14 protein-coding genes and 2 pseudogenes are annotated in these 14663 nt (G+C 62.7%); 11 read left to right on the forward strand and 5 right to left on the reverse strand.

What is annotated here, in order from left to right; genetic code table 11:
- The first annotated feature begins 2 nt into the window (after positions 1 to 2).
- The 10 genes from N1058_RS20040 (at position 3) to N1058_RS20085 (ending at position 9428) form a co-directional block, all read left to right on the forward strand.
- On the forward strand, positions 3 to 908 hold the full coding sequence (locus N1058_RS20040; RefSeq protein ID WP_265519373.1) for a tagatose-bisphosphate aldolase: 906 nt from the start codon (positions 3 to 5) through the stop codon (positions 906 to 908).
- Positions 892 to 1797, forward strand: coding sequence for an ROK family protein (locus N1058_RS20045; RefSeq protein WP_265519374.1), 906 nt, complete (start codon positions 892 to 894; stop codon positions 1795 to 1797). Before N1058_RS20040 ends, N1058_RS20045 begins: the two co-directional genes overlap by 17 nt.
- Positions 1794 to 2372: a P-loop nucleotide/nucleoside kinase family protein gene (locus N1058_RS20050; protein ID WP_265519375.1), complete on the forward strand. Its 579-nt coding sequence runs from the start codon at positions 1794 to 1796 to the stop codon at positions 2370 to 2372. The genes N1058_RS20045 and N1058_RS20050 overlap by 4 nt, the downstream gene beginning before the upstream one ends.
- Positions 2373 to 3101, forward strand: a complete 729-nt coding sequence (locus tag N1058_RS20055) for an SDR family oxidoreductase (RefSeq protein WP_265519376.1) — start codon at positions 2373 to 2375, stop codon at positions 3099 to 3101.
- Between the two features lie 21 nt (positions 3102 to 3122).
- A complete protein-coding gene (locus tag N1058_RS20060) occupies positions 3123 to 4595 on the forward strand; it encodes a mannitol dehydrogenase family protein (protein WP_265519377.1) in 1473 nt (490 codons plus the stop codon).
- A gap of 211 nt (positions 4596 to 4806) precedes the next feature.
- Entirely contained in the window at positions 4807 to 5502 is a 696-nt protein-coding gene (locus tag N1058_RS20065; protein ID WP_265519378.1) for a GntR family transcriptional regulator, read from the forward strand.
- 38 nt (positions 5503 to 5540) lie between these two features.
- Positions 5541 to 6509 carry a TRAP transporter substrate-binding protein gene (locus tag N1058_RS20070; RefSeq protein ID WP_265519379.1) on the forward strand — a complete coding sequence of 323 codons (969 nt, stop codon included), beginning with the start codon at positions 5541 to 5543 and terminating at the stop codon, positions 6507 to 6509.
- A gap of 81 nt (positions 6510 to 6590) precedes the next feature.
- On the forward strand, positions 6591 to 7097 hold the full coding sequence (locus N1058_RS20075) for a TRAP transporter small permease (protein WP_265519380.1): 507 nt from the start codon (positions 6591 to 6593) through the stop codon (positions 7095 to 7097).
- Entirely contained in the window at positions 7094 to 8371 is a 1278-nt protein-coding gene (locus tag N1058_RS20080; protein ID WP_265519381.1) for a TRAP transporter large permease, read from the forward strand. The genes N1058_RS20075 and N1058_RS20080 overlap by 4 nt, the downstream gene beginning before the upstream one ends.
- 10 nt (positions 8372 to 8381) lie before the next feature.
- Positions 8382 to 9428 carry an L-idonate 5-dehydrogenase gene (locus tag N1058_RS20085; RefSeq protein ID WP_265519382.1) on the forward strand — a complete coding sequence of 349 codons (1047 nt, stop codon included), beginning with the start codon at positions 8382 to 8384 and terminating at the stop codon, positions 9426 to 9428.
- Positions 9429 to 9545: 117 nt separating this feature from the next.
- On the opposite strand, the pseudogene N1058_RS20090 reads toward N1058_RS20085, so the two are convergent.
- The 3 genes and pseudogenes from N1058_RS20090 to N1058_RS20100 form a co-directional block, all read right to left on the reverse strand.
- A pseudogene (locus tag N1058_RS20090) lies at positions 9546 to 9677 on the reverse strand (aspartate transaminase); the annotation flags it as partial.
- Between the two features lie 55 nt (positions 9678 to 9732).
- Positions 9733 to 11259 (reverse strand): L-piperidine-6-carboxylate dehydrogenase, encoded by a 1527-nt coding sequence (amaB, locus tag N1058_RS20095; RefSeq protein ID WP_274709352.1) that lies wholly within the window; start codon positions 11257 to 11259, stop codon positions 9733 to 9735.
- Positions 11260 to 11322: 63 nt separating this feature from the next.
- Positions 11323 to 11463 (reverse strand): annotated as a pseudogene (locus N1058_RS20100) (FAD-binding oxidoreductase); the annotation flags it as partial.
- Between the two features lie 115 nt (positions 11464 to 11578).
- On the opposite strand from N1058_RS20100, the gene N1058_RS20105 reads away from it, so the two are divergent.
- Complete coding sequence (locus N1058_RS20105) at positions 11579 to 12484, forward strand: LysR family transcriptional regulator (RefSeq protein ID WP_265519383.1); 906 nt, start codon at positions 11579 to 11581, stop codon at positions 12482 to 12484.
- 55 nt (positions 12485 to 12539) lie between these two features.
- Here the strand turns inward: N1058_RS20105 and fghA are convergent, their stop codons facing one another.
- Both fghA and N1058_RS20115 read right to left on the reverse strand, forming a co-directional pair.
- Positions 12540 to 13382: an S-formylglutathione hydrolase gene (fghA, locus tag N1058_RS20110; RefSeq protein ID WP_265519384.1), complete on the reverse strand. Its 843-nt coding sequence runs from the start codon at positions 13380 to 13382 to the stop codon at positions 12540 to 12542.
- A gap of 124 nt (positions 13383 to 13506) precedes the next feature.
- On the reverse strand, positions 13507 to 14619 hold the full coding sequence (locus tag N1058_RS20115) for an S-(hydroxymethyl)glutathione dehydrogenase/class III alcohol dehydrogenase (protein ID WP_265519385.1): 1113 nt from the start codon (positions 14617 to 14619) through the stop codon (positions 13507 to 13509).
- Positions 14620 to 14663 lie beyond the last annotated feature (44 nt).

Consider the following 14663-nt stretch of genomic DNA (forward strand, 5'->3'; position numbering starts at 1 on the left):
GCATGAATACGAAAATGACGACTTCGGAACTTCGCGGCTATCAGCAGATTTGCGGCGACAACGGTCTGATGATGGTCGTCGCCTGCGATCAACGCGGAGGCATGCGCAAGGTTCTGGCCGATACGCCGGAGGCACAGGCCAAGATTGACGAGGCCATGCTCGGCATCGTCAAGGCCGGCATCGTGCGCCATCTCGCGAACAAGGCCTCCTGCGTGCTCCTCGACGCGGTATGTGCCGTTCCGAAAGTCGTCGATGAAGGTGTTCTGGCCCGCGACACGGGGCTTCTGATCGGCCTCGACGCGTCAGGCTGGGACACCGACGCCAACGGCTATCGGATCTCCAAGCTGGTGCCGGGTATCGACGCCCGCCGCGTGCGCGAACTGGGCGGCACCGGCGCCAAGCTGATGGTGTATCTGCGCCCCGACCGCCCCGATGCGAACGAGGTCAACATCCAGATCATCCGCGACTGCATCGCCGACTTCGCGCGCGAGGACGTTCTGCTGGTGGTCGAGATCCTGACCTACCAGCTCGACGGTGAATCGGACGCGGACTACGCCAAGGCCTTCCCCGATCTCATCGTCGATTGCGCCCGCATCTCGCTGGAGCTGGGGTCCAAGGTTCTCAAGCTGCCTTATCCCGGTACAGCCGAAGCGTGCCGCCGGATCACCGAACTCTGCAACGGCGTGCCCTGGGCGGTGCTGTCGGCCGGTGTCGACCATGAAACCTTCATCGGACAGGTGGAAACCGCCATGGAGAACGGGGCATCGGGCGTGATCGCGGGCCGCGCCCTGTGGAAGGATTGCATCTCGCTCGATGCCAAGACGCATGAGACACGCCTTGAGCAGATCGCCAGTGACCGGCTCCGCCAGATCCAGAAGGTTCTCGACGCCCATGCGGTCCAAGGCTGACACGGCCATTGGCGTGGATGTGGGGGGAACCCGCATCCGTGTTGCCCGGGTGAACCGGGCGGGCGCGCTGCTGGAGCGCGTAATCGAGCCGGTCAGACAGGATCGACAGGGTTTTGTGGGTCAGTTGCTGCGCCTGGTGGATAACCTGCGAACCGATGGTGATACCGCTGTGGGCATCGGCATTCCCGGCAGAGTGGACGGCAAATCAGGCGAGATTAAATCCGCAGGCTACCTCGATATCGCAGGGCTGGATCTGGCCGACCTGATCGCGCACAAGACTGGACTGCAATCCCGGATCGAGAACGATGCAACAATGGCATTGATCGCCGAAGGGCGGGCACGCCCGGAAGGCGCGCTGGGTCTGATCTTCATGATAACCGTGGGCACCGGGATCGGCGGCGCGGCACTAAGTGACGGCGCGCCGTGGTATGGGGGCGGCTTTTCGGGACAGTTCGGACATATCGTCGTCGCCAAGGATGGGCCTCAGTGCAATTGTGGGCGGACCGGCTGTGTCGAAACATTCAGCTCAGGCACGGCGCTTGGCCGTCTGATCGCGGAAACCGACCTGCCCGAGGAAACCCGCGCGGACGATCTTCTCGCGCGCGCCGGGACGGGGGACTCCTTGGCGGCAATCATTCTCGACAAATGGGCCGGCCCGCTGCAGCGTGCGATCGAATCCCTTGTCGCTGTGGCCGATCCGCGCCTCGTTATCATCGGCGGCGGACTTGGTGCCGAGATGGCACGTGCGCTTGAACGGATGCCCCGACGGAGCAAATGGTTCGAAATGCCCGTCGAGGCGGCATCGCTTGGGGACGACGCTGGCGTCATCGGTGCGGGGCTTCACGCTCTTCAGGTGGTGCGCGGCGCGGAACGGGGACCGGCAGCATGAGGCAGGCGATTATCGTCAACGGCGTGCCAGCCAGCGGCAAATCGACCGTCAGCGAACGTCTGATCCAGGCGCTTCATGACGCGGACATCGCCGCGGTGCCTCTAAGCCTCGACACGATCAAGGAGGGGCTCTTCGTTCATGTTGGAACCGGCGACCGCGAGCATAACCGGATGCTGGGCAGGGCCAGCTACCACGCCATCTTCAATACTATTGCGTCTTTTCCCGACAGGCTGGTGCCGGTGATCGACGCGTGGCACGGGTTTCAACCCGAAGGCGTCCTGCGCGATCACATTGCGCTCGCGCGGATCGAAAGGGTAATCGAACTCTGGTGCCGGGTGAGTCCGGAAACCGCCGCCGCGCGTTATCGTACCCGGACTGCCGGCCGGCACACGGGGCATCCGCCTGCATCCTACGCCGATGAACTGTTCGAACTCACCAAGCGCGCAAAGCCCTTCGCCATCGGCCCGGTCGTGGAGATCAACGCTGAAAAACCAATCGATTCGCGGGTGCTTGGCGAGGTCCGCGACCTGTTGGGCTCGGCCACACTGCAAATTCCATCGGGAGGAGGAACGTAAATGGCATCGTACGACAAAGGCCCTATTCTGTTGACGGGCGCTACGGGCGGCATCGGAGCGGCAACGGTCAGACATCTGGTCGCCAAGGGCGCCGATGTAATCGCCAGCGGCCGCGATGAAACGAAGCTCAAGGCGCTTGCCGACGAGACCGGCTGCCGGAAGGTAGCGTTCGATCTGACTTCCGAGGACAGTGTGCGGGATGCCATAGGCGACCTGGATCTATGGGGCGTGGTCAATTGCGGCGGCTTCGGCGGCGAGATCGCAACGCCGATGGAGACCGATATCGACGTGTTCGACAGAGTGATTTCCATCAACGCCCGCGGCGCTCTTCTCGTCACCAAATACGCCTCACGCACAATGATCCGACTTGGCAGGGGCGGCGCTATCGTGAACGTGTCCAGCCAGGCCTCTCTGGTCGCGCTCAAGGGCCATATTTCCTATGGCGCGTCCAAGGCAGCACTGGACAACATCACGCGCGTCTCGGCCCTCGAGCTCGGGCCCTATGGCATCAGGGTGAATGGCGTGCATCCCACGGTGGTGATGACCGAGATGTCGGCGTTCTACTGGGGCCGCCCTGAGATCGGCGAACCGTTCCTGAAGCAGATGCCCCTCGGCCGTTGGGCGACGGAAGAAGAGATAGCCGCGCCTATCGCCTTCCTGCTGAGCGACGGCGCCTCAATGATCTCCGGCGTATCGTTGCCCATCGACGGTGGCTTCACCGCCTGCTGATCTTATAAGAGGAAACGGAGGATGGCTCTTCGCCTCAGTGCCGGTACGCTCGCCAACCTGCCCCAAGGCGTCGCCGCGCCGGAATATGATCGTGCGGCTCTCTCACCGGGCATCCTTCATGTGGGTGTGGGGAATTTTCATCGCGCGCATATGGGCGTCTACCTGGATCGCCTCTTTGCGACCGGCAGAAGCCACGACTGGGCGATAATCGGGGCCGGGGTTCGCGAGAGCGATGCCGCGATGCGCGACAGGTTGGCCGCGCAGGACTGGTTGACCTCGGTGGTTGAGCTCGATCCCGAAGGGCTGTCAGCCAGGGTGACCGGAGCGATGGTCGATTTTCTGCCCGTCGAACCGCGGGCCATCGTCGTTGGAATGGCCGATCCGCGCATCCGTATCGTTTCACTCACCGTTACCGAAGGTGGTTACTTTCTGGACGCGGAAGGGCAGTTCGACCCGGATCATCCCGACATCCGGGTAGACGCGCGGACACCGGACCAGCCACGAACAGTTCTTGGAGTGATCCTGAAGGCATTGCGCCTGCGCAGAGCTGCGGGACATATGCCCTTCACGGTGCTTTCCTGTGACAACCTGCCGGGCAACGGCGCGGCCGCACACCGGGCGGTCACGGGACTTGCCCGGATGACAGACCCGGCCTTGGCCGATTGGGTCGCCGAGGCAGTCGCCTTCCCCAATTCCATGGTCGATTGCATCACGCCGGCAACGACGCAGCGCGAGCGCGATCTTGTCCGGGAAAGGTTCGGGATCGAGGACGCCGCACCTGTCGTTTGCGAGCCGTTTCGGCAATGGGTGATCGAGGATCGTTTTCCGGCAGGCAGACCGCCATTGGAGCAGGTCGGCGTGGAATTTATCGGCGATATCGCCCGGTACGAACTGATGAAGCTGCGGATTCTGAACGCATCGCATGCCAGCATCTCATACGCCGCTGCCCTACTGGGGCACCGCTTCATCCATGATGCGATGGCGGATCCGGATATTCTCAGCTGGCTGCGTGCCCTGCAAAACCGCGAGATGATTCCGACGCTGCCGCCGCTCGATGAGGTGGCCTATAACGATTATCTGGAAACGGTGATCGCCCGCTTCTCCAACCCCGAGATCGGCGATACGATTGCGCGCAACGCGGCCGATGGTTCGGACCGGCAACCCAAATTCATCCTACCCGCATTGCGAGACGCGATCGCGGCAGGCAAGGAAGTGTCGGGCCTGGCGCTCGAAATTGCTCTGTGGGCCAGATATCTGCGCGGGGTTGACGAGGCGGGACAGGAGATCACGATTCATGACCCGCTCGCCCAGGACCTGCGCCGCCGCGCGAAGGAATTGGAAGCCGACCCGCTGATCTTTCTGCGAAACATCCGCGTCTTCGGAGACTTGGCCGAGAACCCGCGCCTCGCGGAAGCATTTAGCCGTTGGACCACGCGGTTGGACGAGGCTGGCGTCCGCGAGGCGCTGAAGGTCTACGCCGCGCAAACCGTTTGAGATGCCGGCAGACCAGCGCCAATACTAAAGCGCCCCAATAATTCTCCCTTCCGCGCTTGTGCAAGATTTGCTGCGCCCCCGGGGGCGCATTGACAACCGTCGACCGTTCCCGCGGCGCCTGCAGGCCGGCGGGTGGACTGGTAGCAAGAACTCTTTCTGTTGACTAGTATGTAAGTATAGCGTTAGAGAGAACCGATGGAGGCAAGAGCCAATGAATCTGCAGCCGCGCGCGGAATGGATCTTGGAGCATGGCATGCCCATCGGGCCGCAGCTTTATCGCATCCTGCGCGAACGCATCATCAGCGCTGACCTCGCGCCTGGCAGCCTGATCTCCGAGTCCGAGATCGCCAGGAGCTACGCCCTGAGCCGGCAGCCGGTGCGCGAAGCCTTCATCAAGCTTGCCGAGGACGGCCTCGTCGAGATCCGTCCGCAGCGCGGCACCCTCGTGCGCAAGATATCCCCAGCGGCCGTTATGGACGCGCGTTTCGTGCGCGAGGCCATTGAGGCCGACATCGTCAAGCTGGTGGCAGAGCGGGTGGACGATGTGCTGATGGCGGATCTGCACGACCAGTTGATGCGTCAGGAAAAGCTTCCGGACAACGAGGCCCACCAGTTCATCGAGCTCGACGAGCGCTTTCACCGCACGCTCGCTGATGCGGCGGGCAAGTCCTATGCCTGGAAGGTGATCGAGGAAGTGAAAGCGCAGATGGACCGCGTGCGCTATCTGAGCGCGCTTCACTTCCCCAAGCGCGAGCTCGTCCTTCAGCACCGCGAGATCGTGACGGCCATCGGCGCGCGCGATGCCGAGGGCGCCGCCCGTGCCATGCGCGCGCATCTGCGAAAGATCCTGACCGATCTGCCCGCCATCGCCAGCACCCGCCCCGATCTCTTCGAGACGGCAGGCTGAGCGCAAAGACCCAAACCAACCAAGACGGAGGAAAACAGATGAAAGCCATCGCAAGAACGCTGATCGCCGGCCTCGCCGGCGTACTGGTTACCGGCACAGCCCTGGCGCAGGAGATGACGCTGAAGCTCGGCCATCTCGCCAACGAGGAGAACACCTGGCACAAGGCCGCCGTGAAATTCGGCGAAGAACTGCAGACGCTGACGGACGGCCGCATCGCCGTCGAGGTCTACCCAAACGAGTCGCTCGGCAAGGAAATGGATCTTATCAACGGCATGCAGCTCGGCACAGCCGACATGACCATCACCGGCGAAAGCCTGCAGAACTGGGCACCCATGGCGGCGCTGCTGGCCGTTCCCTACGCCTATAAGAGCCTTGAACACATGGACGAGGTGGCGAGCGGGGAAATCGGCGATCAGATCGAGGCGCAGATCATTGAGAAGGCGCAGATCCGCCCCATCGCTTATTTCGCCCGCGGACCGCGCAACCTGACCTCCAACCGGCCGATCACCTCGCCGGACGAGCTCAACGGGCTCAAGCTGCGGGTGCCGAACGTGCCGCTCTTCGTCGACGTTTGGGGCGCGCTCGGCGCCCAGCCGACGCCGATGGCCTTTTCCGAGGTCTTCACCTCGCTGCAGAACGGCACCATCGACGGCCAGGAAAACCCGCTGGCGCTCATCTACTCGGCCAATTTCTACGAGGTGCAGAGCCAAGTGAACCTGACGGAGCACGTACGGTCCTGGATCTATCTCACCATCTCCGAGATGACCTGGAACAAGCTTTCCGACGAGGACAAGGAAGCCGTGATGGAAGCGGCCAGCCGCGCGCAGGAGTATGAGCGCGAGCTGTTCCTGGAAGACGAGCAGCGCCTGGCCAGTGTGCTCAAGGAAAAGGGCATGACCTTCGTCGAGGTGGACACCAACGCCTTTGCCTCGAAGGCGAAGGACGCCGTGCTGGCAAACGTCAATGACGAGATCCGCCCGATCGTCGAGCAGTTCTTCGCCAACTGAACCGAAGAGCCCGGGGGGGCGCGGGTCGACTCCCGCGCCCCCCGGGGCCACAACACCCTTTTTTTCAAAGCGGAGCCAGCCATGTGGAAGCAGCTCTATAGCGGTCTGATCGCGCTTTTCCAGGTTGCAGTGGGGCTGGCCTTCGCGGTGCTGATCTTCGCGGTTCTGGTTCAGGTTCTTGGGCGCTCCGTTTTCAACAGTTCTCCCGTCTGGACGGAGGAACTGACACGCTTTGCGCTTCTGTATCTGACGGCCTTCGGTGTCGGCCTTTCCTATCGCACCGGCGATCTCGTCAATGTCGATATCATCAGCGAATCGCTGCCGGGCCGCCTGCCGTTCATCCTGCGGCTGATTTCGGCATTGGCCACCGTTGGGCTGTGCGCGGCGCTCATCCTCCCCTCCTGGCGCTTCACGATGATCGGCAGCCTGCAGACCTCGCCCGCGCTGGGCTGGAAAATGACCTTTATCCACGCCAGCGTGCTGGTGCTCATCGCGTCCCTCCTGCTCTTCGCGCTCATTCGGGGGCTTGCGATGCTGTCGGGCCGCAGCGACGGGCGCCCAGTCTTCAACCCGGATTTGCCGCAATGAACCTTGCCATCCTGATCGGCGTCTTCGTCGGCGGGCTTGCTGCCGGCATTCCCGTCGCCGTCACCCTCGGGCTTGCCTCGATGTGCTATCTCCTGGCCGCCGGCATACCGCTCGTGGTCATGCCGCAGAAGATGTATGCGGGCATCGACGTCTTCGTGCTGCTGTCGATCCCCGGTTTCATCCTCGCCGGCAATCTGATGAACCATGGCGGCATTACGGAGCGCATCATCCGCTTCGCCAATGCGCTGGTGGGTTGGATGCGCGGCGGGCTCGGCCTTTCCAACGTGGCCGGCTCCATGCTGTTCGGTGGCATCTCCGGCACCGCGGTGGCCGACGCCGCATCGATCGGCGGGGTGATGATCCCGGGCATGAAGAAGGCCGGCTACCCGGCTGACTTCTCAGCCGCCGTCACCGCCGCCTCCTCCACGGTCGGCCCTATGATCCCGCCCAGCGTACCGATGATCATCGTCGGCTCGCTATCGGGCATTTCGGTCGGCCGAATGTTCATCGCCGGCGCCGTGCCGGGCATTCTCCTCGGCCTGGCCATGATGGTGACGACCTACATCATCGCCACGCGCCGCAACTTTCCACGCCAGCCCTGGCAGGGCGTGGGCGAACTCGGCCGGTCCTTCATGGGCGCCTTCTGGGCGCTCGCCATGACGGCGCTGATCGTCGGCGGGCTGCTTTCGGGCATGATGACGCCGACGGAGACGGCGGTGGTGGCGAGCGTCTACGCCTTCATCGTGGGCGCCTTCATCTACCGCGAGCTGTCCCTCAAGGCGGTGCCGAAGGTGCTGGTCGACAGCGCCGTCTCCTCCGCCGCCATCCTGGCGCTGGTGGGCTTTGCCAATGTCTTCGGCTGGATTCTGGTCTCCGAGCGCATTCCGCAGACGGTGGCGGCGGCCGTGCTCTCGGTGACGGACAACAAGTTCCTCGTCATCCTGCTCATCAACCTCTTCCTGCTCTTCATCGGCATGTTCATGGAGACGATTGCCGCGCTCATCGTGCTTTTCGTGCCCCTACTGGCCCTTGCCCAGAGCGTCGGCATCGACCCGTTGCACTTCGCCACCTTCGCAGTGCTGAACCTGATGATAGGTCTCACCACGCCACCCGTCGGCGTGTGCCTGTTCGTATGCGCGGGCATTGCCCGGCTGCCGCTGGCGCCGGTGGTGCGGGCAATCACGCCGTTTCTGCTGACCAACGTCCTGGTTCTGCTGCTGGTCTCCTATTACCCGCCGCTAGCGACCTGGCTTCCCTCCCTTCTGTTCGACTGAGGTTACTGCGATGGAAACGCGCGTCTGCCGCCTCTACGGTCCGCATGATATCCGCATCGAGCGCCAGCCCGTGGCAGAGCCCCGCGCGGGCGAGGTACTGGTGCGCATCGGCGCCGGCGGTATCTGCGGATCGGACCTGCACTATTATCACGACGGGGGGTTCGGGCCGATCCGCGTGCGCGAACCGATCATCCTGGGCCATGAGGTGGCTGGCACGATCGAAGCTGTGGGCGAAGGCGTGGGTGACCTCATCGCGGGCGATCGCGTGGCGCTCAATCCGAGCCGGCCATGCAATGAATGCCGCTATTGTCGCGAGGGGCTGCGCCAGCATTGCCTTTCGATGCGCTTCTACGGTTCGGCACTGCGCTTCCCGCACGAACAGGGCGGTTTTCGCGACCTGATCGTGGCGGACGCTTTTCAATGCGAGAAAATCGAACGCGAAGCGAGTCTCGCGGAGGCCGCGGCAGCGGAGCCGCTGGCAGTGTGCTTGCACGCACTGAGCCGTGCCGGCGACATACGCGGCAAGCGCATACTGGTAACCGGCGCCGGACCCATCGGCACTCTGACGACGGCGGCGTGCGCCCATGCGGGCGCGAGCGAAATCGTCGTTACCGATCTGCAGGACGCAGCTCTGACCGTGGCGCGCGCCGTGGGTGCGACGAACACGGTGAACATGGCGACGGAGCCGCACGCTCTCGATCCATATTTCGAGGCCAAGGGAACGTTCGACCTGGCTTTCGAATGTTCCGCCGCCGCCCCTGCCCTCAAATCCGCCATACAGGCCGTACGCCCGCAAGGCACGGTCGTGCAACTCGGCGTGGCCGGGGACCTGCCGATCCCGCTGAACATGCTGGTCGGCAAGGAGATCAATCTCGTCGGGTCGCACCGGTTCGACACCGAGTTTGTGGAGGCCGTGCGCCTCATCGGCGGCCGCGCGATAGACGTGCGCCCGATCATCTCAGGCAGCTATCCGCTGGAAGAAGCCGAGGATGCCTTCGAGCGCGCCGGCGATCGCAGCCGGGCAGTGAAGATACAGCTTACCTTCTCTGGCTCCTGAACCTTCGGATGATTTCGCGCGGCTTGCCGCCTCTGTCTATATCCGCTCCGAAACTGTCACACATGTTGGTGCGTCGGTATTGAAACTGCAGCCAAGTAGCCTCGTCAGCGCAGTTCCCGACAGGCCGAACGCCGAACCCGGCCTCACGGCGACATGCGCTTCTTTCAGAAGATAATCCGTGAAGTCGGTGGCGATCGTCTTGCCGCCAGCGAAGGTCTTGCCGATAGGCCCGGCCCAGCCGGCGAAGGTGCGGGAAGCGGGACGAAAGCCCGCTTCCTCGACCTTGGGTGCGATTGTCATCGTGCTACTCGATATCGAAGGAAACGCCTTGGGCAAGTGGCAGCGCGGTGGAATAGTTCACTGTATTCGTTGCCCTGCGCATATAGGCCTTCCAGGCATCCGAACCGGACTCGCGGCCGCCGCCCGTTTCCTTCTCGCCGCCGAAAGCGCCGCCGATCTCGGCGCCCGAGGTGCCGATATTGACATTGGTAATGCCGCAATCCGACCCTTCCGCCGAAAGGAAGTGTTCAGCCTCGCGCATGTCGAGGGTGAAGATCGACGAGGAAAGACCGGCCGCCACGGCATTGTGCTGGGCGATCGCCTCATCCAGATCGCTGTACTTCATCACATAGAGGATTGGTGCGAAGGTTTCCTCCAGAACGGGGCCGGTCTGCTCCGGCATCTCCACCAGAGCCGGCCGCACGTAATAGGCCGTCTCCTTGCCGGCGTCTGGCACGCGGCTGCCGCCGGTGATATTGCCACCTGCCGTCTTGGCGGCCTCCAATGCCTTCAGCATGTTCTCGTAGGCGCCCTTGTCTATCAGCGGCCCGACGAGAGCGGATGTCTCCAGCGGATTGCCGATGGATACGCTTTCATAGGCCTTCTTCAGGCGCGGCACGAGATCGCCGTAGACGCTCTCATGTACGAAGAGGCGGCGCAGCGTCGTGCAGCGCTGGCCGGCGGTGCCCATGGCGCCGAAGGCGATGGCGCGCAGCGCCATGTCGAGATCGGCCGAGGGGCAAACGATGCCGGCATTGTTGCCGCCAAGCTCCAGGATCGAGCGGGCGAAGCGTCTGGCAAGACGCGGACCCACTTCGCAGCCCATGCGCGTCGAGCCGGTGGCGGATACGAGCGCCACTTTCGGGTGATCGACAAGCGCCTCGCCAACATCGCGGCCGCCGATCAGCACCTGGGAGAGACCCTTCGGAGCCTCGCCGAAGCGAGCGATTGCGCGGTCGAGGATCGCCTGGCAGGCGAGTGCCGTGAGCGGGGTCTTCTCCGATGGTTTCCAGACGACGGTGTTGCCGCAAACGAGCGCCAGCGCCGTATTCCACGACCAGACGGCGACCGGAAAGTTGAATGCGGAAATGACACCGACGACGCCAAGCGGGTGCCAGGTCTCCATCATGCGGTGCCCGGGGCGCTCGGTTGCAATGGTGAGACCATAGAGCTGGCGGGAAAGGCCGACGGCGAAATCGCAGATGTCGATCATCTCCTGCACTTCGCCCAGGCCTTCGGGCTCGATCTTGCCTACCTCGATGGAAACGAGGCGGCCGAGATCCGCTTTAGCCGCACGCAACTCCTCGCCGAGCAGCCGCACGAGCTCGCCGCGCCTGGGTGCCGGCACCGTGCGCCAGGCCTTGAACGCTTCATCCGCTGTTTCGATGATCCGGCCGGCATCGGCAGCGGAAGCCGCCTTGAGCCTGGTGATCTCCTCTCCGTTGACCGGGCTGTAAGACGGCATGTCGCCGCCGGTCCAGCTGCTGTGGGCAACGCCCAGCGTATCAAGTATGCGCGCCGTTTCCTCTCTCACATCCACTGTTTTGGTCATGGTCTTAATCTCCTTGCCGTGGGCGGTCGTTGCCACCTCAATTCAGAACGTCGCCGTGCCGAGCGTATAGCGGTCGTAAAATATCTGGTTCTTCCGCCCGATCGCATGTTCGGCACTGAAGCTGCAATCGAACTCCTCAACCGCGACCACCTGTTCCCGCAGGCGTGCCGCGAAAGCAGGATCGGCGGGGTGAGGAGACCGTTTGCCATGGCGTTGAAGATCGCTCTGCGCTAATGATAGTTCATTCTGCATTCTGATCATAGCGCAACCTATTTGGCCGATGTTGCAAGGAATCGGACTAGCTTAATGCGAGATAAGAATGAAGTTGAGCCGAACGCTAATCCCGGACCTGAGCGTTCTCCAGGCATTCGAATGCGCTGCCCGGCACGGCAATTTCACCCAGGCCGCGGTCGAGCTGAACCTGACCCAGAGCGCCGTCAGCCGTCAGATCAAAACGCTCGAGGCGCAGCTTGGTGTGCTTCTGTTCGAGCGGGTTCGCCAGCGGGTCGTCCTGTCGGAGACCGGGAGAACGTTGCTTCCGGATATCCGCCGCCTGCTGCACCAGTCCGAAGAAATCGTCGTGCGGGCGCGAACTTCCGCGCATGGCGAACACGTGCTGTCGATTGCCTCGCTGCCGACATTCGGGAGCCGCTGGCTGGTGCCGCGCCTGGCCGATTTCTTGCGCCGGCATCCCGGCACAGCCATCAATATCGCCTCCCGCTCGGAACCGTTCGACTTTACGACGGAGGGTTTCGACCTCGCCATCCACTATGGCCAGCCCGTATGGGCGCATGCCACGTGCACCTATCTTTGCGGCGAGATCATCCTGCCGGTGGCAAGTCCCTCGTTCATCCAATCCCGCCCCATCGCGCGGATGGAGGACTTGCAGGGGAAGCCGCTGCTGCACCTGGCGACGCGGCCGAAGCTCTGGGCCGAATGGTTCGAGCTCAACGGGATCGACTGGGAGAACGCCTATCGCGGCAATCGCTTCGACCAGATTGCCATGATCATCGAAGCGGCGGTGCGCGGGCTGGGTTTCGCGCTTCTCCCGCTCTACTTGATCGAAGACGAGGTCGCCTCCGGCAAGTTGCAGATCGTTTTCAACAGACCGATGCCTACGGACAACAGCTATTATGTCGTTCTTCCCGAGGGCAAGCAGGAGAGTTCGCTCGGGAAGGCCTTTCAGCGCTGGCTTCTGGAACAGGTCGGCTCAAGGTTTTCCTGACCCGGGAGTTGCCGTCGATCTGTAGCATGGGGCGCCACCTTGGCGGGAGCGGAACTCAGCCGTTCAGCACAAGGGCATGGTGGCGCAGATGATCGTCGATGAATGAGGCGACGAAGAAATAGGAATGGTCGTAGCCGGGCTGCATGCGCACCTTGGCCGATTGACCCTTTTCCTTCAGCGCGTCGATAAAGCGGTGTGTCTGCAACTGCTCTTCCAGGAAGGGGTCGTCAGCGCCCTGATCGATGAGGATCTGGGTGGGAAACCCGCGCTCGCGGACGAGATGGCATGCGTCATGCTCCGCCCATGCGGCCTCGTCGTCCCCCAGATAGGCAGCAAACGCCTTGCGCCCCCACGGCACCTGGGACGGCGCGACGATAGGTGAAAAGGCTGAGACCGACTTGAACAGATCGGGATGGCGCATCGCGATTGTCAGGGCGCCATGTCCGCCCATCGAATGGCCCATAATGCCCGCTCCGCCCGGGCGCACCGGGAAGTCCTCTGCGACAAGCTGCGGCAGTTCGTGGACGATATACGAGTACATCTTGAAATGCGGTGCCCAGGGTTCCTGCACCGCGTCGACATAGAAACCAGCACCCTGGCCCAAATCATATTCGGAAGAATCCGCGACGTTCTCGCCACGCGGGCTGGTGTCGGGCGCGACGACGATGAGACCCATCTCCGCCGCCACGCGCTGAGCGCCCGCCTTGACGGTAAAATTCTCCTCGGTGCAGGTCAGGCCGGAAAGGTAATAAACCACCGGTACAGGCCCATCTTTGGCCGCGGGCGGCAGGTAGACACTCAACCGCATCTTCGTGCCTGTCGTCCGGCTGTGATGGGCAAGCGTAAGCTGTGTCCCACCAAAGCACTGATTGTCGGATATTTTCTCGAAAGGGCCCATCGGATATTCCCCGTTCTACTCAATGCGCCCCGGACCGTGGCATGCACTCAGGCCTTCTCGGCTGGCCGCGAAGCCGCCAATTTTCAGCCCAGCGATATGTCTGTCCGGGAACGATCTTGCCGCGTCAGTAGACGATAACGCTTCTGATGGACTTGCCTTCATGCATCAAGTCGAACGCGGTGTTGATTTCCTCGAGCGGCATGGTGTGGGTGATCAGATCGTCGATATTGATCTTTCCGTCCATATACCAGTCGACAATTTTCGGCACATCGGTACGGCCACGAGCGCCACCGAACGCCGTGCCTTTCCAGACCCTGCCGGTGACAAGCTGGAAAGGTCGTGTGGAAATTTCCTTGCCTGCCTCGGCAACGCCGATGACGATGGATTCGCCCCAACCGCGATGGCAACATTCCAGCGCCTGCCGCATGACGTTGACATTGCCGGTGGCATCGAAGGAGAAATCCGCCCCGCCATCGGTCAGGTCGACAATCGCTTCCACAACCTTGTCGGTGCCCACATCGTTGGGATTTATGAAATCGGTCATCCCGAATTTCCGGCCCATCTCGGCCTTGGCCGGATTGAGATCGACGCCGATGATCTTGTCGGCCCCGACCATGCGGGCGCCTTGAATGACATTGAGCCCAATGCCGCCCAAACCAAAGACCACGACATTGGCGCCCGGCCAGACCTTGGCCGTATAGATCACGGCGCCGATGCCGGTGGTGACACCGCAGCCGATATAGCAAATCTTGTCGAAGGGCGCGTCCTCGCGAACCTTCGCGAGGGCGATTTCGGGCAGGACGGTGAAATTCGAGAAGGTCGAACAGCCCATGTAATGGAAGACATCACCGCTATCGCAAGAGAAGCGGCTGGTGCCATCAGGCATCAGGCCCTGACCCTGCGTCGCGCGGATCGAGGTGCACAAATTCGAACGCTGCGACAGGCAGGTTTTGCATTGGCGGCATTCCGGCGTGTAAAGCGGGATAACGTGATCGCCGGGTTTTAACGAAGTAACGCCGGCACCGACTTCGCGCACGATCCCCGCTCCCTCATGGCCAAGGATCGCGGGAAATTTGCCTTCCGAATCGAGGCCCGAGAGCGTGTAGGCGTCAGTGTGACAAACGCCCGTAGCCATGATCTCGACCAGAACCTCGCCGGATTTCGGACCGCCGATCTCGACCGTCTCGATGGAAAGCGGCTTGTTCGCCGCCCAAGCGACCGCTGCGCGTGATTTCATGTCGGAAAATTCTCCATTAACCAGCCGCCCACCCGGCAGCCCCT

The organism is Nitratireductor luteus (genome assembly GCF_026162365.1).
Taxonomy (GTDB): domain Bacteria; phylum Pseudomonadota; class Alphaproteobacteria; order Rhizobiales; family Rhizobiaceae; genus Chelativorans; species Chelativorans luteus.

Excerpts from the sequence above, each read along its gene's own strand:
- N1058_RS20080 (WP_265519381.1), top strand. The coding sequence starts at position 7,094 with ATGAACCTTGCCATCCTGATCGGCGTCTTCGTCGGCGGGCTTGCTGCC.
- N1058_RS20070 (WP_265519379.1), top strand. The coding sequence starts at position 5,541 with ATGAAAGCCATCGCAAGAACGCTGATCGCCGGCCTCGCCGGCGTACTG.
- fghA (WP_265519384.1), bottom strand. The coding sequence starts at position 13,382 with ATGGGCCCTTTCGAGAAAATATCCGACAATCAGTGCTTTGGTGGGACA.
- N1058_RS20055 (WP_265519376.1), top strand. The coding sequence starts at position 2,373 with ATGGCATCGTACGACAAAGGCCCTATTCTGTTGACGGGCGCTACGGGC.
- N1058_RS20050 (WP_265519375.1), top strand. The coding sequence starts at position 1,794 with ATGAGGCAGGCGATTATCGTCAACGGCGTGCCAGCCAGCGGCAAATCG.
- N1058_RS20065 (WP_265519378.1), top strand. The coding sequence starts at position 4,807 with ATGAATCTGCAGCCGCGCGCGGAATGGATCTTGGAGCATGGCATGCCC.
- N1058_RS20040 (WP_265519373.1), top strand. The coding sequence starts at position 3 with ATGAATACGAAAATGACGACTTCGGAACTTCGCGGCTATCAGCAGATT.
- N1058_RS20045 (WP_265519374.1), top strand. The coding sequence starts at position 892 with ATGCGGTCCAAGGCTGACACGGCCATTGGCGTGGATGTGGGGGGAACC.
- N1058_RS20075 (WP_265519380.1), top strand. The coding sequence starts at position 6,591 with ATGTGGAAGCAGCTCTATAGCGGTCTGATCGCGCTTTTCCAGGTTGCA.
- N1058_RS20085 (WP_265519382.1), top strand. The coding sequence starts at position 8,382 with ATGGAAACGCGCGTCTGCCGCCTCTACGGTCCGCATGATATCCGCATC.
- N1058_RS20060 (WP_265519377.1), top strand. The coding sequence starts at position 3,123 with ATGGCTCTTCGCCTCAGTGCCGGTACGCTCGCCAACCTGCCCCAAGGC.
- N1058_RS20105 (WP_265519383.1), top strand. The coding sequence starts at position 11,579 with ATGAAGTTGAGCCGAACGCTAATCCCGGACCTGAGCGTTCTCCAGGCA.
- amaB (WP_274709352.1), bottom strand. The coding sequence starts at position 11,259 with ATGACCAAAACAGTGGATGTGAGAGAGGAAACGGCGCGCATACTTGAT.
- N1058_RS20115 (WP_265519385.1), bottom strand. The coding sequence starts at position 14,619 with ATGAAATCACGCGCAGCGGTCGCTTGGGCGGCGAACAAGCCGCTTTCC.